We start from the raw sequence: 20702 nt of genomic DNA, 5'->3' as shown, positions 1-20702 counted from the left end.
TATCAGATATCCAACTGAATGACCACGATAATAGTAGCAGAAAAACCAATAACCCGGAAGCTGCGCCTCCGGACTATTATGCCAGCTTTCGCTTGACGATCCTGTTTCTGCCGTTGTACTTGGCCTCATACAATGCTGCATCGGCCTGGGCTAATATTTCTCGCAAATAGGCTTTTGGATCATCAATGACGGATGGTTCGAAGTGTTCGATCGAAACAACGCCCATACTGATGGTAACCGATATAGACGGTTCTCCCGCACCGATCTGCACCCGGTTGCTCTCTACCGCTTCTTTGACCAGATCGGCGATGATGTCCGCCTGCTCGCGGTTCGTATGCGGCAAGTAGACGGTGAACTCCTCGCCACCATAACGCGCCAAAATATCGGTCTTGCGCAGCGCGCCCTTCACGGCATTCACCGTGCTGCAGAGCACCTCATCGCCAACGAGATGTCCATACTTGTCATTAATTAACTTGAAGTAGTCCAAATCGAATAAGAAAATGGAAAATGAAATCCCGAATTTCAGGTTCATCATAACCTCTTGCTCCAACTGCAGCAATAAGTACCGGCGATTATAACAGCCGGTCAGGCCATCCGTGATCGCCATCTGCTCCAGCTTCTTGTTCGCCTGGGAAAGCTCGTCTTGCATAAGCATCAAGTCCCGGTTGCGATCATGCAGCTGTACGTTTTGCCGATTCGTCTCTTCCACAAGAAGCCTAAGCTCCGTGACGTCCTGGAATGTAAGCACGCGACCGATAGCTGCTTTCTTCTGATCCAGAATCGGTGCAGACTGTATAATAATGTGTCGGAAACGATCATTCTTCAGCTCCAGCTCGAACTCCACGCGATCCATTGGGCGGTTTCGCACCTCGTTGAAGAAAGCCTCGAAATCTTTGGCCGCTTCATCCTTGAACGTTAAAGCAATCGTTGCCGTATCCAGTTTGTCGCCGATGCGAAGCCTAATGATCGGTTTAATGACCTTATTCACTTCAATAATCGTATCGAATTCGTCCAGCACGATGATGCCCGTAGACATCGTATTCATCACATCGCGCTGAGCAATCTGAATAATATCCAGCACCTTATTGCGGCCAATGGCATGTACCAAATAAATGGCGGTAAGCGTCATGCCTACCGATACAAGCGGTACGTAGCGATATACGTAATCAATGAACAAGACATTGACGACAAGGTCCGCAAGCGAGAACAGCAGGTGGGTCATCAGTCCGATCAACACGGTTCTAACGAGCGTCCGATGCCTCTTCGATTCATCTGTGCGCAGTTTATAGATCATAATGATGAACGAAACCGCCACATACAAGAGAAGCTGTCCAATCATGACCCAATATAGCGGTCCATGCTGAAGCTGCTTCCCGGAAGCGATCGTATCGTTAATGGAAAGAAACATGCCGTCAGGATTGAAGACGATTGCCGCGACAGAAGCAAGGGCAGGTATCGCCAGCATGAATAAACGACTTTTTCTAATAACATACGATTGGCCTGTGAAAAACAACGTCAATACGAACCAACCAATACCAAGTAAGGACAGGCCTACGTAGGAGATAGACAAAAATAACAACTGATATTCCGTGTTGCTTGCGGTCTGCGCCACGAATTGAAATATCGGCCAAATCATAAATACGATATGGAGCAATAAATAAATACGATGCAGCACCGTAATGGAATTGGAAGAAAAGACGTAAAAAAACAAGCAGAACAAAATGAGAAACATTGCCGGGTCTATCCAGAACATCCATCCCAATTCGGTTCACCCATCCATCGTAATAGCCATCTTCTTCCATTGTATCAAATGTAATTGGGATCGACAATCGCGTATTTGCAGCGCTTCATCATTGGGCTAACGCGCCGGCAATCGTTCAGACAGCACTCGCTCCAAAGCCGGCGATACGCGAAGGAAGTTTTTGAACTGCTCATACTGCTCCCACTTCTTGTCCGAGAAGACCAGCTTCTCGCCGCGTACGGCACGGATCAGCAGGTTTTTTGGCGTATGCTCGGGATCGACGAACTCCAACATTTGAACCTTATAGCCAAGCGCCTCCAACAGCGTTCCTCTTGCGGCATCGGTTGCAAGGGCTGCGAACCGTTCCTTGAGCAAGCCTTGCGACAGGATCGGGGACAGCAAATCATTGTCGATCTGCCGGAACAACTCATGCTGGCAGCAAGGCACGGACATGATAACGGATGCGTCCCAGTTGACAGCCTTCGCCAAAGCTGCATCGGTAGCGGTGTCGCATGCATGCAGCGTAACGACCATATCGGCCGATTGCAGCTCCTCATACTCGGCAATATCGCCGACAAGGAAGCGCAGCTTGTCGTAGCCAAGCTTATTCGCAAGCTCATTGCAGAACGCGATGACGTCCGCTTTCAGATCGAGCCCGATGACGTTAATGCTCCGCTTCTGCTGGGTGGCCAGCAAGTGATACAAGGCGAACGTCAAGTACGACTTGCCGCAGCCAAAATCTACAATCGTAAGCTCGCGGTCCTTCGGCAAATAATCCAGTACATCCGTCACCATCTCCAAGAAACGATTGATCTGGCGGTACTTGTCCTGTTTCTTGGCATGCACCTTGCCGTCAGGCGTCATGATGCCAAGCTCAACGAGAAACGGCGCAGCGTTGCCTTCCTCGATAATGCGCTGTTTCTGGCGATTATGCTCGAGGCTCACCTGCTTCGCTGCCCCGGTCGGAGCATTCGATAGAATCGTCGCTTTGCCCTTCTTGTTGAACAGCAATTGAACGTCCGCCGATGGCGTCTTAATAAGCGCCTGCTTGTAATGCTCATCCAACAGGGCGGAAATGCGTTCCGGCGCATTCTCCTCCGCAACGTTGTCATGCGTTACTTTATTGGCATAATGGGACTCGAATTGATAATGCAAGCCGTTCTTCAATTGAACCTTGCGAATAACCGTTTTGGGGGCAGCATTCCCGTCCTTGCGTCGCAAGCCGCTCAGCGTAGCCTGCATCAGCTCGCCCTTTCCAACCCAATCCTTGATATGTTGCCGCCATTGTTCTGTCATGCTGTACGTTCACTCCTAATGGTTCTCTATTCAACCCAGCTCATACTGGGCATGCAGCTCTCGAAGTCCTTGCTCAATCTCGTGCCTAGGCAATCCTCCGGCCTCAAGCCGCTCGTCGTCAAGCAGCAGCAGCCTTCGATACATATCCGCCGCATCCGCTGCCGAGAGCGCGCTGTCGTCCAGCAACTCGTGCATCACATTTTCCACCTGGTCATAACGGCCTTCCGCTTCATGCCAAGCTGCCAGCAGTCTCTTCGTATGCACAGGTAGCTCGTAAGGCCGCAGCTCCTCCAGCAATTCAACCACCTGTTCATTCGGATTCACGATGACCGTCTCGGCGTCCGCCAAGGATAACCTCAAGAAGAGGCGAAGCGCCTTTATCGACAACATGAAGCTTTCGTCCTCCCGGCCAAGCTCCCCGTGAAGCTCCGCCTCCTGCCGGATAAGTATTGCAATCGCGCCTAGCTGATCGGACTCGAGCATGCCGTTCGTCGTCATCATCCGAAGCAAATCTTCATCCGATAAGGAACGGATCAGCTTGCTGCTCAGCCGAAATTTTTTGTCCAGCAGCTCGTCAAGCACGAGCAGCGCTTCCTCCTGCTTTCTCTCCCGCCTAAGCTGAAGGATCTGACCGACCGCTTCCGTCATCTGCTCGATCATCCGCATGAAATAATCCCTTTGAAACAACCGCACTCACTCCCCCGTCTAATGCCCATGCCCATTGCTCGCGATTTATTTCTGTACCGCCTGTCTCAAAGAGCAGTAGCAGCCCAGGCGGACGAGAGTTCTTACACGTTCAACATATCCGCAAATCGGCTAATGATAGCAATCAGCTCTTCCGGCTGCTCTACCATCCCCATATGCCCGGATGATTCCAGCTTTTGCTGAATAGCGCGGAGTCCAGCGGCAGCAAACGTGCTCTCTGCAGGAATAAGCGCGTCGGCAGCCCCTGCAACGAGCAATACCGGCAACGGCGACTGCCTGATTAGCTCCGTCCGGTCCGGGCGCTGCTTCATCCCCCTTGCCGTCCCGACAGCGCCTTGCAGCGAGGTCGCGTAGCCGATCTGCTTGCCGCGCTCAATATCCGCCTGCCTGGCTTCGGCATGCTCCGGCGCGAACAGTTTCGGAATAAGCCCGTCTACGAACGGCCTAACGCCATCCCGCTGAAGCGTTGCCGCAGCCTTGTCGCGATTAAGCTTGGCCGCTTCGCCGTCTTCTTTCGCCGTCGAATGGATGAGGCCGAAGCCGCTTAGACGCTCGCCGTACTTCTCCGCGAAAGCGAGCGTAATATAACCGCCAAGCGAATGTCCGAGCAAGCATGCCTTGTCTACCTTCACCTTCTCAAGCAGACTCTCGATATCGCTTGCATACATCTCCATGGAATACACTTCATCATCCGATGCTGAACTTAGTCCATGGCCCCTTGCATCCGGGGCAATGATGCGAGCCGTGCGCGACAACGGGCCAACAACGCGTTCCCAGTATGCCGAGCTTCCGCAATACCCGTGAAGAAGAACAATGACGCCGCCGCTCTCGGCAGCATCGCCTGCGGACACTACGGATGAATCATAATAAGCCAATTCAATCCCGTTATTTAATTCAACTTTCGCATTCGCTATCGAAATCGTCTCTCGTTCTGCTCCGTTGCCCATCTCGCAACACGCTCCTCTATCCGTTTCTATAATGGAATCGGCAGCTTGATCAATTCCTCATCGCTGCTGGCCCCCGGTTGCATCCATGCTTGCTCCGCCGCTGCAGCTACTTTGCCCGCCATCTGCATGACGAAGTTCAGCGACGTGGTCTGCAGCTTCCAATACGCTTTCGGTCCATGGCTATTAACGACGCCGGCAATACTATAATGCCCTACGGGCGGCAATTGTCTTCCGATCGCCTTGCCCGGCTGCAGCGCGCGATTGGCCGCGATGAAGCTGCCAATCGACTTCGGATGCCCCAGACAAGCGTCAATGGCAATAACCGTATCCCGTTCTCCTACTGTGGCTTGTGCATGAGCGACAGTATGGGCGTCGCAAGGCTCCGCAAGCGTGCCGATGACGCGCGGCCACCCCCGCTCCCGAAGCAGCGTCCCGACGAGCGGCCCGAACGCATCCCCCGTCGATCGATCGGTTCCGATGCATACGAATACGATGCGGGTTCGATCGGGCTGCTGCTCCGCGATGCGCTGGAAGAAGCTGACCAACCCGCTATCCCGGCTTTCTTCCTGCCTCGTCTGCTCAAAACGTTCAAATTCAATTGTCATATCCATGCCTCACACTCAATCGTTTGCTCTATTTTATGAAATAACAGGTATTGCATTGATTGTATCCAATTTCGGTGCGAGCTTCAATTTATGAGCATCGACGTTCAAAAAATGTTACAATGTCGGAATCACCCATACACGCCGTGCGCCGCCCTAGCAAGCGGCACAGCAATTGAAGGAGGAAATCCGATGACGAATCTGGAATCCCATACCCAAGAAAATATTGAATTCATGATCGAAACGATCAAAGCCAAGCTAAAGATGGCTTCTGCGGCAGCGATGCAGGCTTCGTCCTTCAAAGTCGAACACTACGAGGATATCAAAGACTTATACGAAGTGGTCGCATCGAAAGACAAGTTCAGCATCAGCGAAGTGGAAGCGCTCGTATCAGAGCTGGGCAAGCTGCGAGGAAAATAATCCTATTTGATTAAACCTTTATTACAACCATACATTTTATTCCATTAACAGGCATTAAATCACAGCATACGATAGAAAAACCGAGTGCAGCTATGAAATGACTGCCTCGGTTCTTTGTTGTCCCCTTCTATTCTTGCTCATCTACCGTCGTCTCTGCGGCTACGATGGATAGCTTGATTGTAACATCCTTGAGCTCGCCCTTGAGGAAGTGAGCGATTCGCTCCAGCTTGTCCGCAAGCTGAGGTCCGCTGAGCGTCGTATTCAAATGATAGTCGAAGCTGTCGGAAGGCTGTTTGGTCTCCTGCAAGTAAGCCGGTTGGCCTCTCCAGCCGCGCTCGCCGTTTGCACCGTTATGATTCAACAGCTGCTCCTGCACGGGATAAAATTTATCGGATTTGTTCACTACACGCTCATAAATGCGCAGCTTCTTCAACAACATATAATATTGCGCGGAATGTTTGAAATTCCAGGCTTCCCGAATGTCCTTCAGCGTATAATCCATCTTCCATCGTTTCAATTTCTCCACTTGCTCGTCTGTGCTCAGCTCCAAAAACTCATCTAACGGAATCATCTTCTCGGTCATATCGATCCTCCTGATAAATTGAATGTAACGTTACAAAGCAATTATGCAATAAGAAATGTTTTTCCTATAAAAAATACCATAAAATTTTGTAGTTTACAAATTAATAATTTATTATTATTCGCATCGCAATGTGTAAGTACTTTACAATGATTAGCAAAATAAAGAAGAAGCAATCGGAATTGCTTCTTCTTCAGGTTAACTTTCGATTAAGCCTTTTGCAGACCCATGGAGGAAAGGAATCGGTCGAATGCGGCAGCGCCTTCGGCATTTCGTTTGAAGACGCCGGCATCCTTCAGCACTTCGAGAAACTTGTCGCCGGTCTCCGCTTCCACGATCTCCTTTGCCCTTTCGGGCGTACAAGCAGAGCCGAACCTCGTTACCAGCTCTCTCATCCAGGCTGCATGCTTGCTGAGCGGATGCGAGGCATCGTCCAGCCGCTTGTCGCCAGCGTCGCTCTCGCCCGTCAAGTAAGCGGCAATCTGCTCCAGCTCTTCCTTCAAGCGGCCCGGAAGCACGGCAAGTCCCATTACTTCGATAAGGCCGATATTTTCTTTCTTGATGTGATGCAGATGCTTATGCGGGTGGAAGATGCCGTCCGGATGTTCCTCACTCGTGCGGTTGTTGCGAAGCACCAGATCAAGCTCATACTCGCCGTTGTCGCGCAGTCGGGCAATCGGCGTTATCGTATTGTGCGGAATGCGTGCAGCGCCTTCCCGCTCCGTATAAGCCCTCACATCCGCCGACTCATCGCTGTAGTTCCGCCACTCATCGAGCATGCGGCATGCCGCGCTATGAACCTCCGCTTTGTCGGCGCCGGAGAGGCGCACGACGGACATCGGCCAGCTAACGATGCCGTAGCTTACGCCCGGATGCAACGAATCGGCGAACCTGTTGTCTTCAGGCGCGACCTCCATAGGGAAGACATGGCGTCCGGCCTGATAATGGTCATGGCTTAGAATCGAACCGCCGACGATCGGCAGATCCGCGTTCGAGCCAACGAAGTAATGCGGGAATTGCTCGACGAAGTCAAGCAGCCTCGCGAACGATGCGTGCGTAATGACCATCGGCTCGTCTTTGCCCTTGAACACGATGCTATGCTCGTTGTAGTACACATAAGGCGAGTACTGGAAGAACCATTCCTCGCCTTGCAGCGAGAGCGGCACGACGCGCAGATTTTGCCGAGCGGGATGGTCAGCCCGTCCGGCATAGCCAACATTGGCGACGCTGAGCAGGCTCTTCGGATATTTCGACTGCGGGAGCGTCTTAAGAAGCGCAATTTCCTTCGGATCCTTCTCCGGCTTCGACAGATTGATCGTGATCTCCAGCTTGCCGTATTCGGTAGGATGCAGCCAGTAGTCGTTCTTGCGGATCCGGTCCATCCGAATATAGTTCGAATCGATGCTCAGACGGTAGAAGGCGTCAGTCGCCGCCTTTACGCCTTCTGACGCAGCCAGCCGCTGGAATGCGGCTGCTGCCTCGGAAGCGCGGGGCATGAGCAGTCCCATAATTTTAGCGTCGAGCAAATCGCGGAACGTCGTGGTATTGTCGGGAATAAGACCAATGCCATAGCCATAATCAAGCAGCGGCCCGAGCAGTTCAACAGCGCTTTCCAGCTCCTCATCAGGAGCTTCGCCCTCCATTGGCTCCGTGAATTGGAACAGATCAAGCATCGCGTTGCGCGCAGCATGCACGTCAAGCGCTTCAATCATGCCCCGCTGCTTAGCGAATTGAAGCAGTCGTTCGATTAGCAGAAGCGCCTCGTCGGCACCTGTAGCTTGTGCCTGCGCTTGCAGTTCGGTTGTCATACGGTATTGCTCCCTTCTCTATATTTAAACAGCTATCGCCGTCAGATGACGGCGATAGCTGACGCATGCATTATTGCTTGTCGTTATAGCCGTTCGGATTAGCCGAATGCCAGTTCCAAGCGCTCTGGATAATGTCTTCGAGCTTATTGCGCTTTGGATTCCAGCCAAGCTCCTTGCGGGCCCGGTCCGACGAAGCGACGAGCACGGCAGGATCGCCTGCGCGGCGAGCTTCCATAACAGCCGGAATCTCTTTGCCCGTTACGGCGCGCGCGATGTCGATCACTTGCTTAACCGAGAAGCCTTGACCGTTGCCAAGATTGTAGACGGCGCTGTCCGCTCCGCCGCGAAGACGGTCCACCGCAAGGACATGCGCATCGGCCAAGTCGCTTACGTGAATGTAATCGCGGATGCATGTGCCGTCTTCCGTCTCGTAGTCTTCGCCGAATACCGAAATATGCGGACGCTGGCCAAGCGCCGCTTGGAGCACGATCGGAATCAGATGCGTCTCCGGGCTGTGGTCCTCGCCGATCTTGCCGCTCTCATGCGCGCCTGCCGCATTGAAGTAGCGCAGCGATACGAACTTGATGTTGTGGGCCACATCGAACCACTTCATCATTTTCTCCATCGCAAGCTTCGTTTCGCCGTAAGCGTTCGTCGGCAGCGTACGGTCGAACTCGTCGATCGGCACGTTCTCGGGCTCGCCGTAAGTGGCCGCCGTTGAGGAGAACACGATTTTGCGAACATTGTGCTCATTCATCTTCTCGAGCAGGCACAACGTGCCGTACACGTTGTTATGATAGTACTTGCCCGGGTCCTTCATGCTCTCTCCGACCAGCGAGTTCGCCGCGAAGTGAATAACCGCATCGATCTCGTTCTCTTGGAATACCCGGTCCAGGAAATCCGCGTCGCGAAGATCACCCTCGTATAGCTTGCCGCCCAGCAGCGCTTCCTTATGCCCTTGCTGCAAGTTGTCCACGACGACGATTTCCTCGCCGCGTTCCTTCAATGCCGCTACTGCGTGGGAACCGATATAACCGGCTCCTCCCGTTACTAATACTGCCATCGTACATTTCCCCTCTCTTTTGCTAATTGCTGTTGCTCGTTGGACCCTTATTAAACCAGTCGTTCTACGCCGTTGCCGATAGAGCATACATAGAAATCGGCTGTCAGGCCAGTTGCCGCTTTATATTTGCTTCCTACTTCTTCTTTGAACGCTTCGACGCTGTCTTCATGGACAAGCGATACGGTACAACCGCCGAAGCCTGCTCCCGTCATCCGCGAGCCGAGTACGCCCGGCACTTGGCGCGCCGCCGCTACCATCGCGTCCAGCTCGTCGCCCGTTACTTCGTACAGATCGCGGAGCGAATCATGCGAGCCGTTCATCAGTTGGCCGAATTTCTTTAGATCGTTCGCACGCAGCGCTTTGATCGATTGGAGCACGCGGTCGATTTCTTCCACGACATGCTGTGCTCTGCCCCGCACGACGTCGCTCTTAATCAGATGTTTGGCCGAATTGAACTGCTCCAGGCTAAGCTGTCCGAGCAAAGTCAGGTCCGGATATGCGGCCTTCAAGTCTTCAACGGCTTGATCGCATTCGCTGCGGCGCTCGTTGTACTTCGAATCGACAAGACCGCGGCGTTTGTTCGTATTGCCGATCACGAGCTTGTAGCCGTTTGGTTGGAACGGAATGAGCTCATATTCCAGCGTATCGCACATGAGCAGAATAGCGTGATCGGCTTTGCCGTTTGCGACCGCAAACTGGTCCATGATGCCGCTGTTGACGCCGTTGAATTCGTTCTCCGACTTCTGCGAGAGGAGGGCGATCTTCACCTTGTCGATTTCGAGCCCTTCCATCGTCTGCAGCGCGAATGCCGTTACAACCTCGATGGATGCCGAGGAGGACAAGCCTGCGCCGTTCGGAATCTCGCCATGGTAGAGCAAGTCATAGCCGTTCTTGAAAATAACGCCGCTTTGCAGAAGCTCGTATACGATGCCTTTCGGGTAATTCATCCAGTCGTCCGCTTCGTCGTAAGCGATCGAATCGATGGCGAACTGCTTCGATGCCGGAAAATTGGTCGTTGCGAGCCCGAGCTTGTTGTCGTCGCGCTTGCGGATCATAAGCGTCGTTCCGAATGTTAATGCCGCAGGGAATACGTAGCCGCCATTGTAGTCCGTATGCTCGCCAATCAGATTGACGCGGCCTGGCGCGTGGAATACTGCGATTTCATTGTTTCCCTCGCCGTATTGGTGTATAAATTTTTGTGTCAGCTCTTGGAGATTTGCCATTTGCTATCACGATCCTTTTTCTCTCGAATATAATTCAGCTATTGCCATGCCGGCTTAACCGCCGCTTGGACGGAGCAACCGTTTGACTCTGAACTTAGTATAAAATAATTGCTCCGAAAACAAAATGGCGCGAAGTGCTCATTATATGGATTTATGTGACTTTCGCAACGCTATTCGGACATGCTATCATAGTCTTAATACGTTGTAGGTTGCGGATTTCATACAAACGGGTAAAGCAGGTGTAAAGTCAGATGCAGCAAGAAATGTATATGGTTGCGTCCAACCCGGTGCATGCGCAAGGGGAGTACGCTCGGCTGAATGTCTTATTCGCGGGGGAGAGCCAAACGAAGCCGTCGCATCGGCTTGGCCCAAAAGTGTATGATTTCTATCTCATGCATATCGTGCTGGATGGCGAAGGCGTTTTCCAGTGCGAAGGCAAGAAACATTCGCTTCGAGCGGGCGATACTTTCCTGATCGAGCCGAAGCAGCTGATCAGCTACGAATCGGACAACGCCATGCCGTGGCGCTATCGCTGGGTCGCCTTTAGCGGGGAGCTTGCGCCTGAGCTCGTTGCTGCGGCAGGCTTTCGCATGGACCGTCAAGTTATCGGAACGGAGAAGTGGAAGCGGGCGGCACTTCTATTCCGGCGCATCTACCAGACGTTCAAGGTTGGCGGACCCGATGCTCATCTGTCCGCAACAGGCTATTTGCATTTGCTGCTGGCCGAATACGTGAAAGCGATGCATGCCGACGAATCGGACAGCTCGGTTCGCACCGCCCAGGGCGAAGGAGACCGACTGCTGCAGCAAATGATCCATTACTTATCGTCGCAATACACGCATCCCGTTTCGATCGAGCAGATGGCGGAGTCGCTAGGGTATAACCGAGCCTACCTTTCCCGCTTTTTCAAGCAGCGGACAGGCGTATCGCCGGTCACCTTTCTGCTCAAGCTGCGCATCGACAAAGCGCGACATATGCTCCGCGAGCGGCCTGAGCTTACGGTTGAGCAAATCTCGGCTTCCGTCGGACTCCAGGATGCTTTGTATTTTTCCAAGCAATTTCGCAAGCTATACGGGCAATCGCCAACCTCCTACCGCGACTCCATGAGAACGATGCGGGAATCCTAAGCAAACCGTTGTTTTCATCCCCATCCGGCATCGCCCGTCGCTTGCCTATCACGTTCATATTCACCTAAATTCGGGCATACTACGAGCGGGAGTGATGACATGTGAAGGAGCTTCATACAGGACGTTTATACTGGCCGGGAACGGTGGGATCGACTTTAGAACAACCGGCTCTTAAGCAAAATATAAAAACCGATGTCGCCGTCATCGGGGGCGGAATGTCGGGAACGATCTGCAGCCATGTATTCCTGCAGAGCGGCCTATCGGTTGCCATGCTGGAGCGCGGACAGATTGCCGGCGGCAGCACTTCCGCCAATACGGGAATGCTGCAGTTCTGCAATGACATTATGTTATGCGATCTTATCGATCAGATTGGCCAATCGGACGCAGTTTCCTTCTATAGAGCTTGCAAACATGCTGTCGACAGGATCGAATCAACCGCGAACCTTCTTGATCGGGGTGTAGACTTCAAGCGCAAAAGCAGCCTGTATTATGCTTCCAGCGAGCAGGACTTGCCCAAGCTCAAGAAGGAATACGAAACGCTTCGTAGGCATGGCTTCGATGTGGAATTCTGGGATGCGGACAAGATTGCAACGCACTTTCCGTTCCGCAAGCCGGGAGCGATCGTAACCCATGGAGATGCGGCCATTAATCCTTACAAATTCGTTAGCACATTGGCGAAGCATGCGGTGGATGCAGGCTTGATGGCCTACGAGCAGACCGATATCGTCGAGCACCGCATGCATGATAACGGCTATCATGTGCTCCTAACCGCAGACGGCTTCGAAGTAGAAGCGAAGCATGTCGTCTACGCGATCGGCTACGAGCCGGAAGAGCTGCGCGGCAAATTAATCAAAGCGAACTTGAAGCGATCGTTCGTTATCGTTACCGGTGCAGAGCCTAACCTGACGGATTGGCATGAGCATTTCTTCATTTGGGAGACGGCCCGTCCTTATTTGTATATGCGCACGGATAACTATAATCGGGCCTTCGTCGGCGGAATGGACGAGGATATCGAGCAGCCGTTGCACGGCGCGCAGGCGCAACGCAAGCATAGCCAGAAACTTTACGAGCGGCTGCGATCGCTGTTTCCAATGTTTGAAGCGCCAGTCGAGTATGAATGGAACGCAACCTTCGGCGAGTCCTGCGACAACCTGCCTTTTATCGGCGAAGATCCGGCTTGGCCCAATGTGTTTTACTGCTTAGGTTACGGCGGCAACGGCTCTGTTTACAGTATGATTGCAGCCGATCTGCTGCGAGATTTAATTAAAGGGGTGCCTAACGGCCTCGCCCCGATCGTCGCTCTTGACCGTCAGTCGCTTAGCCAAGTTCAATGATCCTTTTATTTTCAAAAAAAACCGCCTGATTAGCTGCGTTATAACGCAGCCAATCAAGCGGTTTTTTTGTCGGCGTATCCTTAGGCGCCTGCGACGATCAACGACGCCCCGCAGCCGCGGAACACGGCTTCCGCAGCTCCAAGCCGCGACAGGTCCGGCCCGCCGTCCTTATCCATCAACGATTTGCTCTCGTCCGTTTCGACGATCAGAACGAGCGAGCCCTCGCTGAGCGCTTCCGAGCATATTTCCGTCTCTTCGTCGTCAAGCCCAAGCGCATGCAGGGAGCTTGAATACTCTTTCGCGTCGAATAACGTCAGCGCTGCGATCGCAGCCGGAAATCCGCCCAGAGCCGTCCCCGATCCCGAGGTGCCGGCGCCTAAGGCGGCAACCGTGCCCGGTCCGCCGAACCCTGCCGCCTCCCCCATGGCTAGACTGCCATATCCATGCCCGTACTGATGGTCATCTGTCTGCGCCATCTCGCGCATCTCATCCGCATGTACGTCGCTCTCCGCCTCGATTCGTCTGGAGTGCTCGGCATCTTTCGCAAGTACCTTCAGTTCCCCCGTCGTAACCCCCGCCTGCTCCAATTGCTCAATGGCATCAATCACTTGCTGTTGGCTTTCGAACACACCGATTTTTCTTGCCATTTCGATCGTTAACCTCCTAGAACGTAGATAGAAGCAACGATTCGCTGCGAATCATTGCCCTTCAGCTATCTTTGTTATGCCCCTCCGTCGCGAGATTGAGTCGTATTTTGGCATATTGATGCTTATTTTGCCTATCGCCCGCGTATTGTCCTCCACAGGTTGTGCATACTTGCGGTTCGGGTTATGATGAAGGAAGTAGAATGGGAAAAAACGGACAAGCAGGAGGCCAATCGATGATACATCGGATGCTTCGCTACCCCTCGGGCTGGGAGTGGCATGTCCTTCAGCACGCGGGGCATCGTCCACGACAGCACCTGCCGAGCCGGAAGGATTCCGCCAAGCAAATTGTTTCAGCCCTAACGGATAAGAGCATAGCAGAGCTTGCCGAACATGCATCAGAGCAATCGGAAGCCGAGCAACATATAGAACAATTAAAGAAGCTGTTCCCGGAATGCGCCGATTGGATGGACACCTGCGAAGGCCGGCGAACGAACCAGATTATCGTGGAAGACACCGGCGAGCAAGGTCCGTTAGTTTATGGCACGCTGATGTTCCAAATCACGGAGCACCACGACGATATACAGCCTTTTCACTTCTGGTTAGCCGGCAAGCGATTGATTACGATTCATGACGATATGCGTTTGCCATTGCGATTGCAGACGATCTCGCAGACGAAGAAGCTCGGCGAATGCAATACGGCGCCGGAAGCGTTATTCGCCATGCTGAACGTTATCCTGGAGCCGTTTCACGAGGGGCTCGACGGATTCGAGACAAGGCTCGGCGAGCTTGAAGCGACGATGCGGAGCGAGAATCGTACGGGCTTGATCGATGTTATTTTCGAACGGAGATACGAACTGCTTCATTGGAGCCATCTGTTCATTCCCGTTCGCGAGCTGCATGGGGCTGCCAAGGAAGCGTTCATGAACGATCTCATGGAAACCGAGAGCTTCAAGCGGATTACGCATAAGCTTGATCGAATCGAACTGCTGCTCAAGCATTATGCGCTTGAGATCGATACGCTTATCTCCATGGACGATGCGATCGCGAGCTTCCGCGGCAACGATATTATGAAAACGCTGACGATCTTCACCGTCTTGTTCTTACCCGCAACCATTGCCGGTTCTCTCTGGGGAACCAACTTTAACAAGCTGCCTTGGAAGGATTATGCTTGGGGCTTCACGGCTATGATGACGATTATTATCGCTATAACGACTGCCATCTATATCTGGTTATGGAAGAAAGGCTGGACCGGCGATCTGTTGCATGGACGCAAGCCCCGAATGATATCAGGGCAAGAACCGCCGAGCCGTCTTAGCCGGTCTCAGCGAGAACGGTCGAAGTCCGGCAGAGCATCGGCCGCGCAGCATGCTTCGGCAATGCTGTCTTCCGAGCTGGCTTCTCCTCCGCTAAGCCGATCACGCAAGAAACGGACATAAGCATAAGAGAAAGGAAGAAGAGTCCGGCGCTGCATCGCAGTCGACCGGACTCTTCTTCCTTTCTATCGTTTGCTTACAACTACAGCTTCACAGGCAGTCCCGACAGCGCCGACTGATTCGCCGCTATCGTAACTCGATGCGTAAGCCATGCATCGGCATAGGTGGAACGAATTCGCGAAGAATCGCCCGTCCTTACCGCATGAAGGAAAGCATCATTCTCGAGCTCGTACGGATTCGATCGGTTCGCGTATTCCGTTCTGCGGCCGGCCTCCACATCGAGCAGCCCGGCATGGCTAAGCTCCAGTACGCCTTTATTCGTATAAATATGAAGACCTGCGCGGTCTCCCGCCGGAATCGCGCAAGTGTTGCTGATCGTCGCTACCGCGCCATTCTCCAGCTTAAGCGTTACCGTCCCTACATCCGGTACGGTCACACCCTGCTCGACGTCAGCCATAACGCGCGAGCCATAAGCAGCATACACCTCGCTTACTTCGCCAACCGTATAACGAAGCAAGTCTACGATATGCGTCGTTTGCTCAACGAATTGACCGCCCGAGCCTTCCATCTTGCGCCACCAGCTTACGCCCGGCATCGATCCCATCCAATAGCCGAGCGCCATACCGACTGTCCGCTCGCGGAGCAGCTCCTGAGCGCGGCTCGTTCCGTCCATGTAGCGGAAGTGATAACCGACTGAAGTAATTAGCTTCTTGCCCTCTATTTCCTTAAGCAATCGGGCAGGCGTCTCCTCATCGGCCGCAAGCGGCTTCTCTACCAAGAACGGAATGCCTCGCGCAACCAGCGCTTGCTCGATCTCGCCGTGCGCGAATGGAGGCACGCAGATGTATACCGCATCCAGCTTCCGGTCGTCCAGCATCGTATGTAAGGAGCTATAACCTCTAGCGCCCTCGTATTTGGCTGCCTCCTGATCGGCCTTCTCCTGCGTAGTGGCCGTGAATGCGGATACCTTAACGCCTTCTAGCTTGGCCAGCTTCTCGGCATGCATGCGGCCAAACCAGCCTGTGCCAACGATTCCAATTTGCATCGTCATTTATACGGCTCCTCTCGTCTAACGATTGGGTTAATTAAATTATACGTACCGCTTACAAAATGCACAACCAACGAAATGAGAAGAATCGTTTCAATAAAATCCGCAGGTACCCATTGCCTCTCCGCATCATACTATACAACAACGATAGACCGGAATGAATGAACGGAGGAATGCCGATGGGAATAACGATGCGTAAGTCGACAAGAGCACAGGATCTTGATTTGCGTACCGCCATGTTTCTGGCTGCGGTTTGCGGACAAACCTATATACAATTCACGAATCATGCGGACGGCTTATTTCTAGCTCCTCGCGGGTACGGCTTCGTTGGCGAATTTAAAGCCAGCGCCTATGACAGCAATGTAGAACGTTTCGGCTTTGTGCTGACAAGCGAGCAAGCATCCGTCCTCGCATTCCGCGGCAGCGGGTCGGCCGAGGACTGGGTTGCCGATTTCATCGCCCAGCAAACGGTATACCGTCCTGTCAAAAACGCCGGGCAAACGCATAAAGGCTTCACCGACATTTATATGTCAACGCGCAACGAAGTGCTAGCGCTCATTCAGACGCTGCCGGCCGACAAGCCGCTGTTTATAACGGGACACAGTCTCGGCGGCGCGCTCGCTACGCTTGCAGCCATTGATATAGCGAGCAACACGGGTATTCGATCGCCCATCGTATATACGTTCGGAGCTCCGCGGGTAGGCGATCCGAAGTTCGTTCGCGCTTACAATGCGATCATCGACACGCACTGGCGCTTCCAGAACGAGTTTGATATTGTACCGCATCTGCCGCCGCATGTTTATCAATCGCCCAAGACGAAGCTGACCTATTACTACCTTCATGTCAAAGGCGAGGTGAAACGCTCGTTTCGGATGGGTTCGATATCGGGCAACCACATCCTGTCCAGCTATTTTGCCGACTTGGTGAAGGAAGATCCGGCATTTGCCTTATCCGTCTGCAGCGAGCCGCCGGGCTGGTGTCCGGCTGTAGAGCTCTAGGCTTTTTCTGTATTCCAAAAAATAAAAACGCATTCCCCGACGAGCAGAGCAGTCAAAATGCTCGCGGTGAATGCGTTTATTTATAGTTATGCCGGCAATACGTAAAGCAATATTGCGAAGAAATGAACGATCGAACCGCCCAGCACGAACAAATGCCAGACAGCGTGATGATAAGGAAAACTGCGCCACATATAGAATACCGTTCCGAACGTGTACAATAAGCCGCCCGTAATCAGCATTTGGACCCCGTCAGGCGCCAGATGGGTCGTCAGCGGCTTCCATGCGAATACGATGATCCAGCCCATCGCGATATACACGAGCGTTGAAGTGAACAGAAATCTCGATGCGAAAAAAGACTTGAATATAACGCCGGCAACCGCAGCGCCCCAAACGATCCCGAACAGCACCCAGCCGAGCGCGCCTTGAACGATATGGAATAAAATCGGCGTATACGTCCCGGCGATGAATACGTAAATAAACGAATGGTCAAGCGCCTCGAACACTCGCTTCGCCTTCCCGTCCGGAAAGCTGTGGACGAGCGTAGACGCCAAATAGAGCAGCAGCATGGCCGAACCGTATATCGTGAAGCTGACGACGTGCATGGTTGTCCCTTTCAATGACGAGAACACGATAAGCAGCACTAACGCGGCAATGCTTAACAGTACGCCGATACCATGCGTAACCGCGTTCGCGATTTCCTCGCGTTTCGTATACGTATGCGTATTCGCCATAGCGGCGGGCCACCTCCATACTTTGCTTGATGATTATCAGTTTAAACCATCACAGCCACCCTTTCAACCATCCCCGCACGCTGTCGATCGTTTTGTCCAGGTTGCAGATCGATTGCTCGTCCGTATAAGGTTTCGTATGGCGAAAATAATCGGCATGCCCGCCAACCGTCGGAATGCCTTCCACATAGCCGGGCGCATACTTCAGCCGATTCCATTTCGGCATCGCTCGCCCCGCTGCCGACCAGCCTCCCCAGCTTCCGATCCGGCTGATCGGATCGTTAAGCTTGCCCATCCCGTCAACGGAATGGAAATAGCTTACGCGTTCTTGCAGCCTCGGATCGATCGGCGTTTTCGGCGACCCGACCTGTACGATGCGAATGTCGTTATCCTCGCCGTATTCCTCCATCATCTTCGCCGCTTGATATGCGGCAGCGCCGCCGCCGCTGTGGCCGATAAGCAGCATGCGCTTATTGTTTTTGTTCTGCTTGATGGTATGAAACGCTCGCTGCCCGCCGATTCGCCCCGCCGTCATTCGGTTCGATAGATCGCTCCTCACCTCAAGCACTTGCCTAACGACATTGCGGCTTGCATCTCCATAGGGGAAGAGCACATGAATTTGAGGCTCGATGCCGTCGTCCCGAAACAGCTTATCCAGTTTTTTTCTACATTCGTTGAAAGAACACGTAGTCGTCGCCACTCCGGCAAGCAAGTATATGCTAAGCGATGATGTATCGTTGTTCGCCGTCATAACAGATCCCTCCGAATTCAGAAGAAGTTGTATTAACATTATGCGGGAGCTTGCGTGAAATCATGCTTCAATGCAGATGTCAGTTCCTTCTATTCCAACTTCGTGTTTTTTTGTATGCCGTTACATTGTTAACTCCGAAATACAAAAAGAGCGATAAGGCCGTCTTGCTCCGTGGCCCTTCGCTCCATTGGCACTGCTATGCTGCCAGCGTTACACACCCATTTTTTTGCGCTGATTGTTGACCTTCTTCGTGTTCTGGCTCTTTAACTCTTGCGTGCCGGTCGAATGATGTTTCTGACCTGGCAGCCCGCCTTGCGCTTGTTTCTTCTGCGCCAGCAATTGCTTTACGCGTTCAGCTTGCGATAGCTTCTTCGGCTCTTCAGCAGCTCCGTTTTGTTCGTTCGTAGACATAGGTTCACCTCGCTTTATGTTCCACACATTCTTATTCTACTACAGTTATATATCTGGTAAAAGATCCTTTGCGAAGTCGGGCTACCGCTTGTACCCGCCAATTCGCCATCTCTGCCTGACGCTCTGCCGGCTCCGTCGTTACGATTACGGCCCGCGCGGCGAATCGCCTCAGGTTGCGCAGCATATCAAGCTGCTCTTCCTCAGGGAGAACGGAGCATAGATTATAGGGCATATCGATGATTGCCGCATCGTAATGACCAGTCAGCTCACGCATATCGCCAAGCTTCACCTTGTCAGCATATCCGAAATGCGCAAGATTCAATCTAGCGCCGCGCACGGCTAGCGGATTCAGATCGACGCCCTCGATATCGATCCCCATCGACATCGCTTCAATCAACACCGTACCGATGCCGCAGCACGGATCAATAAGCTTCACGGCCCCCGCCCGCCCCGGGGCGGCTATATTCACGATCGCCCGCGCCGCCCGGACAGGGAGGGCGGTAGAATAGTTTTGCGGCTTCTTCTGATGCTCCAGCCATGCCGCGCTATTCTCCTCGCATGGACCGAACAACCATCGCCCATTCCACCGAATAAGGCCGAACAACCGATCCGGTTTACGCATATCGGCTTTCCCGCGGATCGCCGCGCCTGCCGTTCGCTCATGCTGTCTGCGTTCCTCGAAGGCGATCGGCGGTTCGCCGGTCGCGCTCGTGAATAACACTTTAAACGTCTGGCCTTGTTCCAGCTCGACACCGGGCAGTTGAGCCACGAGCTCCTCCATGCTGTCCGCACATAACCGGGCATGAATCTTCCTTCTTATGAACGGGCTTCGGTCAGCCGTTATTTCCACATCGCTCTCTATGGCGCCGCCCGTACAGGGCTTGCGCAGCAGCAGGCTTAGCTCAAGCTCGCATAGCTCTGTCTCGTCCTCATGGCAAGCGTAGGTGTAGATGAACATGTCGCGCCTCGCCTTTCGCGTTAATCATTCATCGGCTCCCGCTCCGGCTCTGCGCCGGCAGCGTCCGATGAAAGCTCCCCCTTTGCAGCAGCGGCTGCTTCGACGCTCTTCGCCTTTCTGTAGCCCCCGCCGCTCTGCTCGTGCCCGCCCATCAGCTCATGCAATTCCTTTTCCAAAGACCTTATCGTCCGTTGAAGCCGGTATTGACGAAGCAAGCCGAATAAACCGACCGTCAGACCGCCCAAGAGGGTCGACACCAGAATCACGAGAATAAGCGGTGTCGTCGTTTTGGCGAACAGGAAGTTCACTTGAACGGAGTCGACGTTGATGACGGCGAATATCGCAATAACAAGGGCAAATACGAACGCCGAGATCAGCATGCCTTGTCCCTTCATCTCATTCCCTCCTTTTCTCCAAATCGTACCACAAAATCGAAATCATTTCTTAGCTATTGCAAAAAAGAAGCAAAAGTCCTTCCGCGAAGCGAAGCGGTACTACAGGAAGTTGGTACTACCTAGCATTGGAAGAAGCTGTGATAATTACGTTATCGACAACGAACAACGAACATCAATATTCCAAAAAAACAATTATTCATTCGGGAGGCTCATCTAATGGAATCTTTTCAAGCGAACGCAAATGCAAATGTTAACGCCAATCATACCCGCAAGCCGGCTAATAACTTCTATCGCCGCCGCAACACGCCGACTTACACATTCATGGCATGGGGGGCGTTCCTCATCGCTTGCGGTTTCGAATTCATCGGCATTTACACGCTTAAGCAAGCCCTTTCCGTGCAAGGCTATTACGCCGTGACGGGCGTCCTGCTTATTATCACGTCATTCCTACTTCAGAAGGTTGCCCGCGACAACGACGAAGACAAAT

21 protein-coding genes and 1 pseudogene are annotated in these 20702 nt (G+C 53.0%); 6 read left to right on the top strand and 16 right to left on the bottom strand.

Annotated features, from left to right (window positions below; translation table 11 throughout):
* Positions 1 to 76: 76 nt before the first annotated feature.
* The 5 genes from J2T14_RS27800 to yyaC form a co-directional block, all read right to left on the bottom strand.
* Positions 77 to 1753, bottom strand: a complete 1677-nt coding sequence (locus J2T14_RS27800) for a histidine kinase N-terminal 7TM domain-containing diguanylate cyclase (protein WP_307476226.1) — start codon at positions 1751 to 1753, stop codon at positions 77 to 79.
* A gap of 105 nt (positions 1754 to 1858) precedes the next feature.
* The gene (locus J2T14_RS27795; RefSeq protein WP_307476224.1) at positions 1859 to 3037 is read right to left on the bottom strand and encodes a class I SAM-dependent methyltransferase; all 1179 of its coding nucleotides are present in this window, start codon (positions 3035 to 3037) and stop codon (positions 1859 to 1861) included.
* 30 nt (positions 3038 to 3067) lie between these two features.
* Positions 3068 to 3724: a DUF6483 family protein gene (locus tag J2T14_RS27790; RefSeq protein WP_307476222.1), complete on the bottom strand. Its 657-nt coding sequence runs from the start codon at positions 3722 to 3724 to the stop codon at positions 3068 to 3070.
* Between the two features lie 101 nt (positions 3725 to 3825).
* Positions 3826 to 4689 carry an alpha/beta fold hydrolase gene (locus J2T14_RS27785; RefSeq protein ID WP_307476219.1) on the bottom strand — a complete coding sequence of 288 codons (864 nt, stop codon included), beginning with the start codon at positions 4687 to 4689 and terminating at the stop codon, positions 3826 to 3828.
* A 26-nt stretch (positions 4690 to 4715) separates the two neighbouring features.
* Positions 4716 to 5294 carry a spore protease YyaC gene (yyaC, locus tag J2T14_RS27780; RefSeq protein WP_307476217.1) on the bottom strand — a complete coding sequence of 193 codons (579 nt, stop codon included), beginning with the start codon at positions 5292 to 5294 and terminating at the stop codon, positions 4716 to 4718.
* Between the two features lie 189 nt (positions 5295 to 5483).
* On the opposite strand from yyaC, the gene J2T14_RS27775 reads away from it, so the two are divergent.
* The gene (locus J2T14_RS27775) at positions 5484 to 5711 is read left to right on the top strand and encodes a DUF1128 domain-containing protein (protein ID WP_307207633.1); all 228 of its coding nucleotides are present in this window, start codon (positions 5484 to 5486) and stop codon (positions 5709 to 5711) included.
* A 127-nt stretch (positions 5712 to 5838) separates the two neighbouring features.
* On the opposite strand, the gene J2T14_RS27770 is transcribed toward J2T14_RS27775, so the two are convergent.
* The 4 genes from J2T14_RS27770 to J2T14_RS27755 all read right to left on the bottom strand — a co-directional run bounded on the left by J2T14_RS27770 (position 5839) and on the right by J2T14_RS27755 (position 10385).
* Positions 5839 to 6294: a hypothetical protein gene (locus tag J2T14_RS27770; protein WP_307476215.1), complete on the bottom strand. Its 456-nt coding sequence runs from the start codon at positions 6292 to 6294 to the stop codon at positions 5839 to 5841.
* A 206-nt stretch (positions 6295 to 6500) separates the two neighbouring features.
* Positions 6501 to 8099, bottom strand: a complete 1599-nt coding sequence (locus J2T14_RS27765) for a UDP-glucose--hexose-1-phosphate uridylyltransferase (RefSeq protein ID WP_307476213.1) — start codon at positions 8097 to 8099, stop codon at positions 6501 to 6503.
* Positions 8100 to 8169: 70 nt separating this feature from the next.
* Positions 8170 to 9162, bottom strand: coding sequence for a UDP-glucose 4-epimerase GalE (gene galE / locus J2T14_RS27760; RefSeq protein WP_307476211.1), 993 nt, complete (start codon positions 9160 to 9162; stop codon positions 8170 to 8172).
* Between the two features lie 50 nt (positions 9163 to 9212).
* On the bottom strand, positions 9213 to 10385 hold the full coding sequence (locus tag J2T14_RS27755; RefSeq protein WP_307476209.1) for a galactokinase: 1173 nt from the start codon (positions 10383 to 10385) through the stop codon (positions 9213 to 9215).
* Positions 10386 to 10636: 251 nt separating this feature from the next.
* Here J2T14_RS27755 and J2T14_RS27750 point away from each other — a divergent pair, with 251 nt between their 5' ends.
* Together J2T14_RS27750 and J2T14_RS27745 are read left to right on the top strand one after the other, a co-directional pair.
* Positions 10637 to 11512: an AraC family transcriptional regulator gene (locus J2T14_RS27750; protein ID WP_307476207.1), complete on the top strand. Its 876-nt coding sequence runs from the start codon at positions 10637 to 10639 to the stop codon at positions 11510 to 11512.
* A 101-nt stretch (positions 11513 to 11613) separates the two neighbouring features.
* On the top strand, positions 11614 to 12846 hold the full coding sequence (locus tag J2T14_RS27745) for an NAD(P)/FAD-dependent oxidoreductase (protein WP_307476205.1): 1233 nt from the start codon (positions 11614 to 11616) through the stop codon (positions 12844 to 12846).
* Positions 12847 to 12926: 80 nt separating this feature from the next.
* On the opposite strand, the gene J2T14_RS27740 is transcribed toward J2T14_RS27745, so the two are convergent.
* Positions 12927 to 13493 carry a general stress protein gene (locus J2T14_RS27740; RefSeq protein ID WP_307476204.1) on the bottom strand — a complete coding sequence of 189 codons (567 nt, stop codon included), beginning with the start codon at positions 13491 to 13493 and terminating at the stop codon, positions 12927 to 12929.
* A 233-nt stretch (positions 13494 to 13726) separates the two neighbouring features.
* Here J2T14_RS27740 and J2T14_RS27735 point away from each other — a divergent pair, with 233 nt between their 5' ends.
* Positions 13727 to 14929 (top strand): CorA family divalent cation transporter, encoded by a 1203-nt coding sequence (locus J2T14_RS27735; RefSeq protein ID WP_307207648.1) that lies wholly within the window; start codon positions 13727 to 13729, stop codon positions 14927 to 14929.
* A 79-nt stretch (positions 14930 to 15008) separates the two neighbouring features.
* Here J2T14_RS27735 and J2T14_RS27730 read toward each other — a convergent pair whose 3' ends face one another.
* Positions 15009 to 15977: a Gfo/Idh/MocA family protein gene (locus tag J2T14_RS27730; protein WP_307476202.1), complete on the bottom strand. Its 969-nt coding sequence runs from the start codon at positions 15975 to 15977 to the stop codon at positions 15009 to 15011.
* A gap of 176 nt (positions 15978 to 16153) precedes the next feature.
* On the opposite strand from J2T14_RS27730, the gene J2T14_RS27725 reads away from it, so the two are divergent.
* Complete coding sequence (locus tag J2T14_RS27725) at positions 16154 to 16972, top strand: lipase family protein (protein WP_307476199.1); 819 nt, start codon at positions 16154 to 16156, stop codon at positions 16970 to 16972.
* An 86-nt stretch (positions 16973 to 17058) separates the two neighbouring features.
* Here the strand turns inward: J2T14_RS27725 and trhA are convergent, their stop codons facing one another.
* From trhA to J2T14_RS27700, 5 genes are all read right to left on the bottom strand, one after another.
* Positions 17059 to 17703, bottom strand: coding sequence for a PAQR family membrane homeostasis protein TrhA (gene trhA, locus J2T14_RS27720; RefSeq protein WP_307207654.1), 645 nt, complete (start codon positions 17701 to 17703; stop codon positions 17059 to 17061).
* A gap of 49 nt (positions 17704 to 17752) precedes the next feature.
* Positions 17753 to 18451 (bottom strand): lipase family protein, encoded by a 699-nt coding sequence (locus tag J2T14_RS27715; protein WP_307476197.1) that lies wholly within the window; start codon positions 18449 to 18451, stop codon positions 17753 to 17755.
* A 210-nt stretch (positions 18452 to 18661) separates the two neighbouring features.
* Positions 18662 to 18862 carry a hypothetical protein gene (locus J2T14_RS27710; RefSeq protein ID WP_307207657.1) on the bottom strand — a complete coding sequence of 67 codons (201 nt, stop codon included), beginning with the start codon at positions 18860 to 18862 and terminating at the stop codon, positions 18662 to 18664.
* A gap of 31 nt (positions 18863 to 18893) precedes the next feature.
* Positions 18894 to 19820, bottom strand: a complete 927-nt coding sequence (locus J2T14_RS27705) for a TRM11 family SAM-dependent methyltransferase (protein ID WP_307476194.1) — start codon at positions 19818 to 19820, stop codon at positions 18894 to 18896.
* A 20-nt stretch (positions 19821 to 19840) separates the two neighbouring features.
* Positions 19841 to 20215 (bottom strand): LapA family protein, encoded by a 375-nt coding sequence (locus J2T14_RS27700; RefSeq protein ID WP_307476192.1) that lies wholly within the window; start codon positions 20213 to 20215, stop codon positions 19841 to 19843.
* 216 nt (positions 20216 to 20431) lie between these two features.
* Here J2T14_RS27700 and J2T14_RS31030 point away from each other — a divergent pair.
* Positions 20432 to 20674, top strand: a pseudogene (locus J2T14_RS31030) (YiaA/YiaB family inner membrane protein); the annotation flags it as partial.
* Positions 20675 to 20702 lie beyond the last annotated feature (28 nt).

It is taken from the genome of Paenibacillus harenae (genome assembly GCF_030812415.1).
Lineage (GTDB): Bacteria > Bacillota > Bacilli > Paenibacillales > Paenibacillaceae > Pristimantibacillus > Pristimantibacillus harenae_A.
Note: the sequence above shows the minus strand (reverse complement) of the source record. Positions and strands in the feature narration are given on the sequence as shown.